The 13,901-nt window shown below is 69.6% G+C and carries 16 protein-coding genes; 8 read left to right on the top strand and 8 right to left on the bottom strand.

What is annotated here, in order from left to right:
* Window position 1: 1 nt before the first annotated feature.
* The 4 genes from AB0M36_RS16985 to AB0M36_RS17000 all read left to right on the top strand — a co-directional run bounded on the left by AB0M36_RS16985 (window position 2) and on the right by AB0M36_RS17000 (window position 4,272).
* Window positions 2-985, top strand: coding sequence for an ABC transporter permease (locus AB0M36_RS16985; protein ID WP_364158099.1), 984 nt, complete (start codon window positions 2-4; stop codon window positions 983-985).
* Window positions 961-2,784, top strand: a complete 1,824-nt coding sequence (locus tag AB0M36_RS16990) for a dipeptide/oligopeptide/nickel ABC transporter permease/ATP-binding protein (RefSeq protein WP_364158102.1) — start codon at window positions 961-963, stop codon at window positions 2,782-2,784. Before AB0M36_RS16985 ends, AB0M36_RS16990 begins: the two co-directional genes overlap by 25 nt.
* Window positions 2,781-3,473, top strand: coding sequence for an ATP-binding cassette domain-containing protein (locus AB0M36_RS16995; RefSeq protein ID WP_364158104.1), 693 nt, complete (start codon window positions 2,781-2,783; stop codon window positions 3,471-3,473). The genes AB0M36_RS16990 and AB0M36_RS16995 overlap by 4 nt, the downstream gene beginning before the upstream one ends.
* A 490-nt stretch (window positions 3,474-3,963) precedes the next feature.
* Window positions 3,964-4,272, top strand: coding sequence for a (2Fe-2S)-binding protein (locus AB0M36_RS17000; RefSeq protein WP_364158107.1), 309 nt, complete (start codon window positions 3,964-3,966; stop codon window positions 4,270-4,272).
* Window positions 4,273-4,665: 393 nt separating this feature from the next.
* On the opposite strand, the gene AB0M36_RS17005 is transcribed toward AB0M36_RS17000, so the two are convergent.
* Window positions 4,666-5,079, bottom strand: coding sequence for a response regulator (locus AB0M36_RS17005; protein ID WP_364158780.1), 414 nt, complete (start codon window positions 5,077-5,079; stop codon window positions 4,666-4,668).
* 37 nt (window positions 5,080-5,116) lie between these two features.
* Between AB0M36_RS17005 and AB0M36_RS17010 the strand changes: the two genes are divergently transcribed.
* Complete coding sequence (locus AB0M36_RS17010; RefSeq protein WP_364158110.1) at window positions 5,117-5,683, top strand: Uma2 family endonuclease; 567 nt, start codon at window positions 5,117-5,119, stop codon at window positions 5,681-5,683.
* Between the two features lie 31 nt (window positions 5,684-5,714).
* Here AB0M36_RS17010 and AB0M36_RS17015 read toward each other — a convergent pair whose 3' ends face one another.
* Together AB0M36_RS17015 and AB0M36_RS17020 are read right to left on the bottom strand one after the other, a co-directional pair.
* Window positions 5,715-6,341, bottom strand: a complete 627-nt coding sequence (locus tag AB0M36_RS17015) for an NAD(P)H-binding protein (RefSeq protein ID WP_364158113.1) — start codon at window positions 6,339-6,341, stop codon at window positions 5,715-5,717.
* Window positions 6,338-7,225: an EamA family transporter gene (locus tag AB0M36_RS17020; protein ID WP_364158116.1), complete on the bottom strand. Its 888-nt coding sequence runs from the start codon at window positions 7,223-7,225 to the stop codon at window positions 6,338-6,340. The genes AB0M36_RS17015 and AB0M36_RS17020 overlap by 4 nt, the downstream gene beginning before the upstream one ends.
* 79 nt (window positions 7,226-7,304) lie before the next feature.
* Here AB0M36_RS17020 and AB0M36_RS17025 point away from each other — a divergent pair, with 79 nt between their 5' ends.
* The gene (locus AB0M36_RS17025; RefSeq protein ID WP_364158119.1) at window positions 7,305-8,207 is read left to right on the top strand and encodes a LysR family transcriptional regulator; all 903 of its coding nucleotides are present in this window, start codon (window positions 7,305-7,307) and stop codon (window positions 8,205-8,207) included.
* A 185-nt stretch (window positions 8,208-8,392) separates the two neighbouring features.
* Here AB0M36_RS17025 and AB0M36_RS17030 read toward each other — a convergent pair whose 3' ends face one another.
* From AB0M36_RS17030 to AB0M36_RS17045, 4 genes are all read right to left on the bottom strand, one after another.
* Window positions 8,393-9,049 (bottom strand): hypothetical protein, encoded by a 657-nt coding sequence (locus AB0M36_RS17030; protein ID WP_364158122.1) that lies wholly within the window; start codon window positions 9,047-9,049, stop codon window positions 8,393-8,395.
* Window positions 9,050-9,110: 61 nt separating this feature from the next.
* Window positions 9,111-9,641, bottom strand: a complete 531-nt coding sequence (locus AB0M36_RS17035; protein WP_364158125.1) for a hypothetical protein — start codon at window positions 9,639-9,641, stop codon at window positions 9,111-9,113.
* A gap of 2 nt (window positions 9,642-9,643) precedes the next feature.
* Window positions 9,644-9,994 (bottom strand): hypothetical protein, encoded by a 351-nt coding sequence (locus AB0M36_RS17040; protein WP_364158127.1) that lies wholly within the window; start codon window positions 9,992-9,994, stop codon window positions 9,644-9,646.
* Between the two features lie 159 nt (window positions 9,995-10,153).
* Window positions 10,154-10,474 carry a hypothetical protein gene (locus tag AB0M36_RS17045; RefSeq protein ID WP_364158130.1) on the bottom strand — a complete coding sequence of 107 codons (321 nt, stop codon included), beginning with the start codon at window positions 10,472-10,474 and terminating at the stop codon, window positions 10,154-10,156.
* A gap of 105 nt (window positions 10,475-10,579) precedes the next feature.
* Between AB0M36_RS17045 and AB0M36_RS17050 the strand changes: the two genes are divergently transcribed.
* On the top strand, window positions 10,580-11,263 hold the full coding sequence (locus AB0M36_RS17050; protein ID WP_364158133.1) for an ElyC/SanA/YdcF family protein: 684 nt from the start codon (window positions 10,580-10,582) through the stop codon (window positions 11,261-11,263).
* Between the two features lie 466 nt (window positions 11,264-11,729).
* Entirely contained in the window at window positions 11,730-12,443 is a 714-nt protein-coding gene (locus tag AB0M36_RS17055; RefSeq protein WP_364158135.1) for a hypothetical protein, read from the top strand.
* Window positions 12,444-12,630: 187 nt separating this feature from the next.
* Here the strand turns inward: AB0M36_RS17055 and AB0M36_RS17060 are convergent, their stop codons facing one another.
* Window positions 12,631-13,524 (bottom strand): HEAT repeat domain-containing protein, encoded by an 894-nt coding sequence (locus AB0M36_RS17060; RefSeq protein ID WP_364158138.1) that lies wholly within the window; start codon window positions 13,522-13,524, stop codon window positions 12,631-12,633.
* Window positions 13,525-13,901: the final 377 nt, after the last annotated feature.

A 13,901-nucleotide genomic window follows, 5' to 3' on the forward strand; every position in this document is an offset into this window, starting at 1 on the left:
GATGACCGCGACGATCACACGCCGGGTCGGGCAAGCCGTGGTGACCCTGGTGGTCGGCAGCGTCCTGGTGTGGGCGCTGCTGGCCCTGGCACCCGGCGATCCGGCCCGCCGCATCCTGGCCGCGGGCGGCGTGGCCCATCCCACCGCCGCGCAGGTCGAGGCCAAGAACGCCGAACTCGGCCTCACCGGGCATCCGACGGTCCGCTACGGCCGCTGGCTGGCCGACGCCGTCCGCGGTGACCTCGGCACGTCGTGGGCCACCGGCCGGCCGGTGGCCCACGAACTCGGCACCCGGCTACCGGCCACGCTGCGCCTCGCCGCCACGGCCGTCGGTCTGTCGCTGAGCGTGGCGATGCTGCTCGCCATGGCCGCTGCCGCCGGCGCGGGTCGCTGGCTCGACGGAATCATCCGGGTGGTGTCCGCGACCGCGGTGGTCGTGCCGAGTTTCGTCGTCGGCCTCGCCCTGCTGCACGTCGTCGTGCTGCGGCTAGGCCACCTGCGGATCATCTCCGACGGCAGTTGGGGCACCGTAGGGCTGCCGGCGCTCACTCTGGCCCTGGCCACCGCGGCTTCCTGGTCACGGCTGCTGCGCGCGGGCCTGCTGCACGCCCACGGCGCACCCCACGCCGAGGTGTCCCGCGCCCGCGGCGCCAGCCGGCTACGGCTGCTGGTCGTGCACGATCTGCCGGGCGCCCTCGTGCCGTTCCTCACTGTTGTCGGCACCGGCGTCGCGGCCCTGCTCGGCGGCGCCCCGATCGTGGAGACCGTGTTCACCTGGCCCGGCGTCGGCCGCTTCGCCGTGCAGGCCATCACCGCCCGCGACCTTCCCGTCGTGCAGGGCTACATCCTGCTCGCCATCGCCGCCTACGTCGCGGTGTCCCTCGTCGTCGACCTGGTCGCCGTGGCCATCGACCCGCGGCTGGCCGCCGGGCCGCACCGCGTCCCGGCCCGGTCCGGCTGGTGGCGGCCGCGGAGCTGGTCATGATGGCCGCCCAATTGCTGCGCCAGCGCGGCTTCCTCATCGGCCCCGGCCTCGGCCTGGCCGTCGTCGCCCTCGCGGTGTTGGGGCCCGTCCTGGTCGGGGTCGACCCGGACCTGCCCGACTACGCCCACCAACTCGCCGCGCCGGGCGCCGAGCACTGGTTGGGTACCGACCAGTCCGGCCGGGACCAACTCGCCCGCACCCTCGCCGGCACCCGCACCTCCCTGTTGGCGGTACTGATCGTCTTCACGCTCACCACCACGATCGGGCTCGTCGTCGGCAGCCTGGCCGGCTATCTGGGCGGCATCGTCGACGCCGCGATCGGACGGGTCATCGACGCCATGCTGGGCTTGCCGTCGCAGATCATCGCCCTCGCGGTCGTCGGTGCCCTCGGCGTCGGCTCGACCAACCTGGTCCTCGCGATCGTCGTGTCCGGCTGGGCGTACCCGGCCCGCATCGCCCGCGCCGCCGTGCTGGGCAGCCACCAGCGCCTCGACGTCATCGCGGCGAGGATGGCCGGCATCGGACCAGCCCGCATCCTGGTCGGCCACGTGCTGCCCGGCACGCTCGCCACCGTCCTCGTCGCCGCCACCACCACGGTCGGTGAGACCGTGCTGACCCTGGCCGGGCTGTCGTTCCTCGGCCTGGGCGCCCAGCCGCCCACCGCCGAACTGGGCCAGATGCTCGCCGACAGTCAGAGCGCGCTGGTCAGCTCCCCGTGGCTACTCGTCGGCCCCACCACGGTCATCGCCGCCACGGTGGTGGCCGCCATGCTGGTCAGCGACGCACTACGCGACGCGATCGACCCGCAGCCACCCCATCGGACCCGCCACCACCGCCGCAGCGGCACGCCCGCCACCCCGATGCCGGACACCGACGACAGCGTGGCGGCGGTGCTGCGGATCACCGACCTCACCGTCACCTATCCCGACGGCACGCACGCCGTACGCGCAGTGACCCTGAGCGTCGCCGCCGGCGAGTGCGTGGCCGTTGTCGGCGAGTCAGGATGCGGCAAGTCCACCCTCGCCCGCGCCGTGCTCGAGCTGCTGCCCGCCGGTACCGCGATCGGCGGTGCCCTGGCCATCGACGGCGTGGACCTGACCACCGTGTCGCCGCCCGCGTTGCGCCGGATGCGGGGCCGCACCGTCGGCTACGTCGCCCAGGACCCCTACGCCGCCTGCGACCCGCTGCACTCCGTTGCCCACCACGTCGCCGAGCCGTGGCGCAACCACCGCCAACGCCCGCCGCGGGGCGAGGTGTCCCGCCGCGTCTCCGCCCTCGACGTCGACCGCGCCGCGACCCGCCTCACCGAACGCCCTCACCATTGGTCGGGCGGCATGCTGCAACGCGCGACCATCGCCGCGGCCGGCGCCCACGATCCGGTGCTGACCATCGCCGACGAGCCCACCAGCGCACTGGACGCCCACCTCGCCGACGACATCCTCACCGCGCTGCGCCGCTCCTGCCGGGCACTGCTGCTCGTCAGCCACGACCTGCACCTGGTCGCCCGACACAGCGACCGCGTCATCGTCATGTACGCCGGACGCGTCGTCGAGACCGGCCCCACCGCCGACATCCTCGAGCGCCCCCGACACCCGTACACCCGCGCCCTGATCGCCGCCACCCCACAACCCGGCGGCGCACCCCTGGTCTCGCTGCCCGGCACGCCACCGTCCCTGGTCGGCGCGCCACCGGCGGGGTGTGCGTTCGCCGCCCGCTGCGCCGACGCCACCGACATCTGCCACGACCGCGAACCGGTCCTGGCCGCCGGCGTCGCGTGCTGGAACGTGGCCACGTCGTGAGCACACCCTCGCCGCCGCCGATCGTCACCGCCGATGAGGTGACCCGCGCCTACGCCACCGCCCGCGGCACCGTCACCGCCGTCCACGAGGTCAGCCTCACCGTCACACCCCGGCAGATCCTCGGCATCAGCGGACCGTCCGGCTCCGGCAAGTCCACCCTGCTCCGCCTGCTCGCCGGCATCGAACGCCCTGACACCGGCACCATCCACTTCGCGGGCCAGCCGGCCTGGACCGGCCGCTCCCGCACCGCCCGGTACCCGCGGCCCGGCTACGTCATGCCGATCTTCCAAGCCCCCTCGGCCAGCCTGAACCCCCGATGGCCAATCTGGCGCAGCATCACCGAACCGCTGACCGCCCCCGGCCGCGACCGGCAACACCCGGCACAGCTGCGGGCCACCGCCGCGGACTGGCTCGACCGGGCCCGCCTCGGCCACGTCGACCCCACCATCCGCCCCGGCGACCTCTCCGGCGGCCAATGTCAGCGCATCGCGATCCTGCGCGCGCTCGTCGCTCAACCCGCCCTCGTCATCGCCGACGAACCCACGGCCCGCCAAGACGTCATCACCGCCGCGGCGATCAGCGAACTCCTCACCCACGCCGCCGCACACGGCACCGGCCTCGTCGTCGTCAGCCACGACACCGCCTGGCTCGACACCTTCGCCCACCACACCCACCGGATGACACCATGAGCTCCACATCCACCCCAGCCGCCGTGCCCACCGGCCGGTTGCCCGCCGCCGACCGCCGTGAGACGGCCGAAGCGCTCACCGCCGTCGCCATCAACCCGATCTTCACCTGCACACCGGCCCCGACACGGATACGCCCGGATGGCATACCGCGCGGGCGCTGTTCACCGACGGCGCGACGACCGCGGCGCTCGTCGATACCATCGCCGCCCGATACTCCACCCCCGCTCGGCGCATCGCCGGCTCGTTCGCCGTACTCGGGTACGCCTCCCGACTCCTGGCCCCCACCACAGCCGTTCTCGCCACCCACGGGATCCTCCTCGACCTGGACCCCGACCGGCTGCACTGGCGCTACCTACCCGACGACGGATTTCAATTCGCCTGCGCCGCGCCGTCCGGCTGGCGCCTACCCAACCCCGAAGCACTCACCACACCGGCGGGGCAGCACAGGTGGGACAGCATCACCGACAACCTCCGACTCGTCATTGACGCCGTGCGCACAGTCGCACCCGTCGCACCCGGCCTCCTCTGGGGCAACGTCGCCTCCTCGATCGCCGGGGCCCTTCGCACCCTCGCAATCCACGGCACCGCACCGGTGGAGACCTGCCACGCCGTCGCCGAACGGCTCCTGGAAAACGGGCCACTCGCCGGCACGGGCACCGTCACGATCAACCAGGGCCAGCTGTTCTTCGTCCGGAGAAGCTGCTGCCTGCACTACCAGATCCCCGCAGGCGGCAAATGCGGCGACTGCGCCCTCATCAACACCGACGAGCCGTCTCGCGTGACCACGTCGGAGCGCTGAATCCCACGCTCATGCGCGTAGTACGGCACCGTCCAATACGACGAAGTCCGCTCCGGCGAGGAAGGGATCCCAGCCCATTCGCCGGGCCTCTCCTCAGCCGCTGGATCGCCGGAGGGCGTCTGCCTCGCTCAGTGGATCCGGATGCTATCAACATCGGACACGCGGATCGCCCCATCAAAGCGCTGGGCACTGCGGCCGCTTGGCCGAGAAGGTGGCGGTGAAGGTGCTGGTTCAGGGTTCGGGACTGCCTGTCGAACACGCAGAGGGCGCCAGTGAGGATCCTTGTTCGGCGGTCAGCGTCGGGACGGCCGGGCTGTCGACTTCTACGCTCACCTGCCCGACCGCCTCCCGGTCGGTGACAATTCCTTAAGCCCTTGCTGGAGGACGAAAAGCTCAACCGATCGCGGGCGTATATCCGCTTATGTCGTCGTGGTGATGTCGCCTCGTGACAAGCAGCTGTTCGACAGCGGTGAGGAGGTTCTTGTTCGGCATGGGTTCGAGCATCACGGCGCAGGAGCCGATGCCCCGCACGCGGGGATCGTCGTGGTAGAGCGTTCCGCTCAGAATTGCCATGGGCACCTCCCGGAGCCGGGGGTGCTCGCGCAGGGCGAGGCACAGCTGTGCACCGTCCAGGCCAGGCATGTCCATGTCAGCCAGGAGCAGATCGGGTACCTGCAGTTCCGCGGCGCGAAGCGCCTCATGCTGCGGTTCCGGATAGCGGGCTCGTACCCAGCCGTCACTGGCGACATAATTCGCGACAATCGGGGCAGACGTACGGATGGGGCTGCTTGTCGCCGGAAGCGGTATCTTGAGTCTGGTAGCCGATCACATTCAGGAGGTGGGTATGACTGTCGAGATGGTCGCGCCGGCCTGGATGCATGAGCAGGTCACGGCCGAGCAGTACGCGGCATGGACGGAAGAGCAGTGCGCGGGCATCGAGATCGTGGATGGGATGGTCCTCGTGAGTCCGAGTGCGTCCAAGCGGCATAACCGCCTGGCCAGGCTTCTGGCGAACGCCTTGGACATTGCCGCTGGATCGGACTGGAACGCCGACACCGACTTCGATGTCCGGCTCCAGGACGTACCGCTGAACAACCGTCGTCCTGACGTGACGGTGTACCGGGCGGAGACCATCGACGTCACTCCGACACGACCCGAGCACGTGCTTCTTGTTGTCGAGGTGGTCTCACCCGGGTCGGAGACGACCGACCGGATCGTCAAGGCCGATCAGTACGCGAAGGCTGGCATTCAGTTCTATTGGCGTGTGGAGCAGGCCGCCACTGGTGCGCCTCTCGTTTACACGTACATTCTTGACCCGGCGACTGGCCGCTACCGCGACAGCGACATCTTCACCGGCGCCGTGAAACTGAGCGTTCCCTTCTTCATCGAGGTCGATCTCGGCCAGATCTGATTCCCGCCGCGCTGCGGAGGCGGGGTGTCCGTCAATAGCCGACGGAGAAATGCCGCTCCCCGGCAGACCTCTCCAGTTCGTCGAGTACGGCGACAGCGAGGTCCTCCGCCGAGATCCGCGACGAGCCGTCCGCGGCCACGACGAGCGCCGTGCCGCCGCGCCGATACCGTGCGGTCCGGGTGCCGGGCTCGAGGAGCGCCGGCGGGCTCACGTAGGTCCAGTCGGCGTCATGCTCACGGCAGGCGTCGAGCTGGGCGATGCTGGCGGCGGCGATGGTGCGTAGTTCCGCTGGAACGTACCCGGGGTGGTCGAACGCCAGCCCGCCGCCCGGCGCTCGCAGCGGCGCGGACCCGCCAATGAACAGGATCCGCGTCCCGGCCTCGGCCGCGGCGTCGAGCAGGGCCGTGGTCGTCGCGGTGACGGTGTCCTCCGCGCCGGGATCGGGGCGGGTGGCGCCCACGATCGCATCGGCGTCGGCGAACAGCTTGGTCATGAGCCCGGTGTCGGTGGCGTCGCCGTACACGGCGGTCACCTCCGGCGGCAGGGCAACCGGCCGGCGGCGGCGCAGGACGGCGGTGACCCGGTGTCCTCGGCCGAGGGCTTCGGCGATGACGCGAGAGCCGGACATCCCGGCGGCCCCGACAACAGTGATCTTCAACGGTGGATCCTCTCTAGAACGGGCTGGAGTGTGAAAGAACGCGGGGAGAGCTGGCCGGCGACGATCGCGGCCAACGCGAGGGCGAAACCGGCCAACTGGACGGGGCCCAGCGTCTGGTCGAGCAGCACCGCCCCGAGCAGCGCGGCCACCATCGGCGACAACAGGCCCAGCACGGTGACGGAGGTGACCGGCAGCGCGGTGACGCCGCGGAACCACAGGATGTAGGCGATCAGCCCGCCGGGCAGTCCGAGCCAGAGGTAACCGAGCACGGCATGCCCGTCGACCGCCGGGGGAGCGCCCTCCAGAACCCACGTCACCGGAATCAAGAACAGGCCGCCCGCGGCGAGCTGCCAGCCCGCGTACGCCGTCGGACCGACCCCGACAGGCCGTCCCCACCGCTTGGTCAGGGTCACGCCGAGCGCCATAGCGCCGGTCCCGGCGAGACCGGCCGCGATCCCGACCGGGTCGAAGCCGGCATCCGGCCCGATCACCACCAGACCGACGCCGGCCACGCCCACGGCCCCCCAGGCGAGGGTCCAGACCGACGGGCGCCGGTGCAGCACCACGACGGCCAGGGCTGCCACGAGCAGCGGCTGCGCGGCGCCCAGGGTGGCGGCCACCCCGCCGGGCAACCGTTCGGCGCTGACGAACAGCAGGGGCAGAAACACGCCGATATTGAGAATCCCGAGCGCCGCGGCCTTCCACCACCAAATCCCCCGCGGAAGCGTACGGCTGAAAGCGATCGCGATCAGTCCGGCCGGCAGCGCCCGCAGCAGTGCCGCGAATAGCGGATGGCCCGGCGGCAGGAGTTCGGTCGTGACGACGTACGTCGTCCCCCACACCATGGGCGCGGTGGCGGTCACCGAGGTCAGCAGGATCTTCACGGCCTCCAGGCTCGTCGCCCGGCAACGATGAGTCCAACACATCATTGTCACCCCAGCCATCGTGATTCACGATGGATCAATGGAGCTCCAGCAAATGCGCTACGTCGTCGCCGTCGCGGAGACGAACAGCTTCACGCGGGCCGCCGAACGGTGCCACGTCGTGCAGTCCGCCCTCAGCCACCAGATCGCCCGCCTGGAACGCGAACTCGGCGCCCGACTCTTCGAACGCACCAGCCGGTGGGTGCGCCTGACCCCGGCGGGCACGGCCTTCCTACCGGTGGCCCGGCAGTGCCTGGACGCCGCCGACCGCGCCGTCGCCGAGGTCGCGGCCGCCGTCGGGGAGATCCGCGGTCGTCTCACCGTGGGCGTGATCCCCACCGTCGCGGCGGTCGACATCCCGCCGGCCCTGCACGCGTTCCACCGGCGGTACCCCCAGGTCCGCATCGGCCTGCGCGTCGGCGGCAGCGAGCAGCTCATCGAGCAGGTCAAGGAAGGCACGGTCGACGTCGCCTTCCTCGGCCTGCCCGTGACCGTACGCCCCGACGGGGTCGGCAGCAGGCAGTTGGCCCACGACCGCCTGGTGGCCGTGGTCGCCCCGGATCATCCACTCGCGGCGGAAACCGAGGTGGACCTGGCCCGCCTGGCCACCGAGGCCTTCGTGGACCTGCCGGCCGGAACGGCCGGACGCGCCCAATCCGACCTGGCCTTCGCCGCCGCCGGCGTGCACCGCGAGGTCGCCTTCGAGGTGACCACTGTGGATATTCTGATGCTCCGGCTGATTCGGGAGAATCTCGCCATCGCCCTGCTCGCCTCGATGTACACCCCGCACCTGACCGGAGTGGTCACCGTCCCGGTCCGGGACGCCCCCACCCGGATCGAGCATCTGATCTGGAACCGCTCCTCGCTCACCCCTGCGGCGACGGCGTTCCTGGCCGAGCTGAACCTCGCGGTCGGCGAGGCTCAGGACGCGTCCTTCCAGTGACAACGCGCTGGCAGCCACGATCGCCCGCCGTCCACAGCGCGGCGATCGCCCACGGCGAAGACCGCGGCCGCCCAGCAACAGATCTCCGATTCGGTGAAGCCGCGCCCGCGCTCTCGTGCCGAGTTGAGTGCACTCGATCATGGCGCAATGGGCCGGAGATTGACCTATTCCCAGGGCGTCTGCCACTACGGCGGGTCTCTCAAGCTGGCCACGCTGATGACGAAGCTGGCGACAGCTATGAGGTAGCCCGCACCGATCCATGCCCAGCGGACTCGACGCGGCCATACCCAGGCTCCGAGGAAAGCTACACCGAAGCCACCGAGTTGCAGGTAGAAGAACGCACCGGAAGCCCACCAGAAGCCGCCTTCGTTACAGGCGTAACGGTGTCGTTCCGCGTCATCGCACGTCGCCATTGCCGCGCCCAGCCCAAGAACGAGCACCGCGAAGCACGACATGGCCGCTAGCAGCACAGTTGCTGCAGCCGCAGCGACCGTGCTGGCCTTCGACTGCCGGTCGTGCTCAACGGGACTCGCCAGCCATGCCCAGCGAATCTCAGGCAGCAAGAACACGCGCCCGTCCGGCCGATGCTTCCAGACATCGCCTGACCACCCTGCGGGTTCGAGTGCGCGCAGACGGGCGATGCAAGCCGATGCGCTGCCGGTAGTTTTCAGATCGACGTTGAACTCCAGGTACCCGGAGATCTTCCAATAGGCTCCGGCCTCGTGCACCTGGACATCACCGTAGCCAGCGAGGCAGCGAGCCAGGGTTGAAGCGAGTTCAGCGCTTCGGGCCTCCGGGGCCTCGGCGAACAAGCGCATCCGGATCTTGTCAGACGCATCCACCAGTGCAGCGTGACGCGTGTCAGAAGCCTCCGCACGCATTTCGCCGCTGGTTGCGTTCAATCTACGGTGCGGGCGGATCGGGTCGTCGCGGGCCGCTGGACTCCTCGCCGAACCAAGACAGCTCCGGGGCCGCCCGCTCACCAAGGGCGCCATCGCGGACCTGCCAGATGTCGGCTGCCCCGCGTTCGTCGGTGACGAGGAACAGGCCGATGGGGCGATCACCGTCATCATCGACTGGAGCCAACGCGGCGATCCGCTGGGCCTGCTCGCGCAACCAAGGCAGCTCGCCGTCCGGGATGTCACCGCCATAGAACACGTACAACGTCCAGTTGAACGGGGTCGATGGGAAACTCCAGCCCCCGGAGTAGAGGTCGTGGCGACTGCTTTCGATGATCTCCTCGACGGCTCTTCTCTGTTTGTGGTCGACCTCGATCCAACCCCGAACCGACGTGTACATCCCCCTGATCAGCACTATAGGAGCAGCGGACTTCAGTGCGCTGATCTGCCGCGGAGCGTGCGCGCTGGCTTCCAGCTCCGATGTCAGGGGCACTGACGTGACCCGCCGCCAAGTCCGTGCGAGCAGCATCCCCATTCTCAGCCCATCTGGCTCAAGGCTCGTCTAGCCAAGCCGCGGACCCGATCCCAGTCCTCTCGAGCAAGCCCGTCGAGTTGCCACAGCTCGGCATTGTGGTCGCTGCTCATCGCATCGAGCCGAGCGTCCAGCTGCTCCAGTGCCGGCAGTGCAGCGGCATTCAGCCAGCCCAGCTCAATGAAGGCCGGCGCGAGCTGGAAGCCATCGTCAAATTCGAGCGCCAGTTCGTCGACAGAGCGGGCGGTGTCAGTGAATAGCTGCTGTAGCCAGGCCACCTGCGCGTCGGCCGGCAAGCCGAGGACGGCGACGCTTCGGACGAAGGCGACCACCTGCCTAGGACTTATCTCAGCCATCTGGCCAGCCTATGGCCCAGCCGACGCCATTATGTCTTGATCGAGTGCACTGATCTGCCGCCGATCGTGCGCGTCGGCTTCGCCGTAGCGTCACGCTCCGTGCGACCGTCTCGGCGTGCCGAGCGCCCGCTCGTGGCGAGTTGAGGACGTCTCGATGTGTCACGGACCGATGGCAGCGGCCGCGAGACCGTACCGCCGAGCTTCGTCCTGCAGGTCGACGCCCTCGCCTCCGGACCGGACCCGCTCGTTTGTCGTGGCCATCCGGAACAGCATTGCCCGCGCTACCGCCGCCGATACGTCCACCGTTTCCCACACCGTCGATGGTGCGTCGTGCCAGCAGAGTACGTCAGCGACCACGATGCCCTCGGCGTACGCGGGCGGCCGCCAATGGGGCGAAATGTCAATAATGGCCGGAGGAAGCCCGGGGGCGAGCAGAACGTTCTTCGTCAGGTCCGCGTGCACGAGCTGCGGACGCCCCAACGGCTGCAGTGCGTCGGCGGGGCCGCGGAGCCGGAGTACGGGACCGAGCTTCCCACCGCCTGACGGCGACGACCGCGCTTGACCGGCACTGACAAGGTTGCCCCCATGGCACGAGACTGGAGCATGGCCCGGCGCCGGGCACGGCGGACGGTGCGGATCGGCCTGACGGCGGCCGCGGCCGCGCTGGTGGTGACCGTCGCCAGCGTGGCGTGGATCCGAGGCGAGGCGGAGGAGTACGTCTACGACGCGGCCAGCGTCCCCGAGGTCCCGGTCGCCCTTGTTCTCGGCACGCAGGTGGACCCCGGCGGCTCCCCGTCGGCGTTCCTCGCCGCCCGGCTGGAGATCGCCCGCCAGCTGCTCGGCAGCGGCAAGGTACGCGCGATCCTCGTCTCCGGGGACCACGGCAGGTGGGAGTACGACGAGCCCGGGACCATGCGGAGCTGGCTCGTCGACCACGGGGTGCCGGACGGGAAGATCGTGCTCGACCACGCCGGCTTCGACACGTACGACTCGTGCAGCCGGGCCCGACGGATCTTCGGCGTCGAGCGGGCCGTCGTGGTGACCCAGACCTACCACCTGCCCCGCGCGGTCACCCTCTGCCGGCGCCTCGGCATCGAGACGTACGGGGTGGGCGACGCCTCGGTGCGCGCTTTCGCCGGCGCGTGGCGGGTCAGCTCCACCCGCGAGCACGGCGCCTGCGTGAAGGCGGTGCTGGATCTCGTGTCGGGGCGGGACCCGGTCTTCCTCGGCCCGCAGGAGACAGGCGTGGCGACCGCGCTTGCCGGCTGAGCACAGGGGGTCGACGGGCTCAGAGCCGGCCGGCTGCCTTCAGCATGAGGTAGACGTCGGAGACCTTGGAGGCGAAGGTCTCGCGGGGCTCGTCGACCACGGTCACGCCCTGCTGCTGCAGCATCGCCCGCACCCCGGCCGCGTTCGGCCAGGGCCAGCTCGGCAGCCGCGGCCAGATGGACGTCCTCGGCGGTCGCTTCCGCTCGCCGGCAGGTGGGCCAGGCGGGCTGTCTCCGGGTCGCGCACGCTGGCCAGCACCACCCGGTGCCGGGTTCGTGCCCGGATTGCGTGCGGCCACGGCCGAAGTCGACGATTCCGTGTGCGCCGTTGCTGCACCGCGGTCACGCTCCGTGCTCTCGCCTCCGGCTCGCCAATGCAACCTCTTGCCGAGGCCAAGGCCGGTCGAGGCCCCGACTGTTCGCTGCTGGTCGACACATCCCGGGGCTGGGTGATAGATCTTCGCGTCGTGGTTGACATCGAGTTTCGCACCGGCGACGTGCTGAGGGTCTCCTGTCCGTTCACCGAGGCGAGGGTGGCCGACGTTTCCAGCGGACACGTGTCGATTCGCTGGCCGTGGTGGCAGAACGATCCGGATGTCGAGTGGATCGAGTGGAACGGCAACGTCGCGATCGCCCGCGGACCTGACACGCCGGGCTGGACCAACGAGCTGTTCCGTACCGAACCCTCCGCCGACCTGCTTGAGGCAGGAGCGGATTGCCGCGTCGGCATTCCTGCCACTGTGGTGCACGTGATCGAGGCGCAGAGCTTTGAGCCGCCGCTCGAGACGGGCTGGCTGCCCCAGCCCCACCGCGAGATTGTGGTGCTGCGCTGCGGCGTGTCCGAGGACGTCAACGCTGTTGAGCAGGGAAACGGCATCAACCCGGATGACGACATCCCCCTGACGATCGACCTTGTGTTCCGGCCGTACGCCTTCCTGAACCCCGGCGATGATGTCGCCGACCGCCACGGCCGGGCCTGGCACTCCAACGGACCGTGGGACTGGCGTGCTTACGGCGAGCAAGACGGAACTCCCGCCTGGCCTTTGACCCTGCTTGCCGGCGACGACTCCGTCGATGCCGAGCGTCACGCACAGATGGCTACCGCCACCCGGGCAGGCTCGCACAAGACCGAGATCGAGCAATGGCGGCGAGCCGCCCATGCAGAACCTCCGGCCCGCTGAAGTCGGCGGCTACGCAATACGGGCAGCGCGGTGTGCGCGCTACGAAGGGCGGAAGCCCTCCACGTCACCCACTCCCAAAACACTTCCCCCTTGCCGACATAGAGGCGGATCAACGGCTCCAGCGAGCTTGGGTCAGCGTCGGGCGGTACGTCAATCGCAACATGCCTTGAGCCAGCGGGGGCATTCGTCAGCCGGCCTTGGTCTGCGCTTCGGCGGTTTCTCGTTCGGCGATGGCAGCTTGGATACGACGGAGCGTACGCAGGGCTTTCTTCGCCGCGGTACGAACTTCCCCGTCGAACACGGTGACGCCACGGTCGTCGGCCATCAGCCGCTCCAGCGTCGGTACCGTCCGGTCATCGCCTGTCGATCCGAGCGCGACGGCAGCCCAGTACCGCTGATCCGGATCCGTGCTGTCGGCCGCGGCCAGGAGCCGGGGTAGCACCTCCGGCGTGAACGAGGCCAGTGTGCTGGCGAGATAGCCGATCCGGGGGAACCGCCGATGCTCAAACTCGTACCAGAGTGCCTCCAGCGCCGCGTCGCCGCCGATGCGGGCCAGGGCCTCAGCGGTTCGCTGGCGGAGCCAGTCGGCCTGGTCGCCGAGCAGTGGTCGCAGCGAGGGTATGACCGAGGCGTCGCCGAGTCTGCCGAGCGCGGTCAGCGTTTCGCTCCGGACGATCCACTGCTGGTGGTCGAGGAGCGTGAGGAGCTGCGGCACGGCGGCCCGGATGTCCATTGCCGCGCACCCCATTGCTGCCCATGCCTGGCAGTTGTACCGGGTGTCGCCGAGTGCGGCAAGCAACGGCTCCTGCAGTCCGGCGTCTGCGAAGACGGCCGCCTGGTTCATCGCCCGCGAGTACAACGACCTGTGGAAATCTCGGTAGTCGCGGACGAGTGCGTGCAGCGCCGCAATGGCTGACTCATCGCCGTGCGTCCTGGCCCGGTCGAGCAAGTGGTACACATGTGCTTCGCGGGTCTCGAGGTTTCCCGATCGAAGGCCCTGCAGGTCAGCGGGATTCACCGCCCGACCATACGCGTCACCATCGCCACGGCTGGACTCGGCCGTCACGACCGCCGGGGCCAACTCAAGAACGACACACCGCGACGACCATCCGATCGCTGAGACGATGCCACCTATTTTCGTGGATCGACACTGCCCGTAGCGCGAAGGACTCATTACCGACCGTCAAGACTAATCACCGTCACACGGAAGAATTGGCATGCCGATGACAGCACGCTAGATGAATACCTTTTCCATACATTTCCGCTACTCGGCCGGATGTTCAATCCGCCGAGCCCAGCCGATATTCCCTCGATCATCGCATCGATGAGCGTTGCGCCGATGGTTAGCCCGGCCGAGGTAAGCCGGAAGGGCCGCACACTTCGACTTTCGCCCATACGAGTCGCCCCCACGCAACGCTCATAGTCACTGTCTCGTTGGGGGTGAACATGCGATGGGAG

It is taken from the genome of Actinoplanes sp. NPDC051346 (assembly GCF_040682215.1).
Lineage (GTDB): Bacteria > Actinomycetota > Actinomycetes > Mycobacteriales > Micromonosporaceae > Actinoplanes.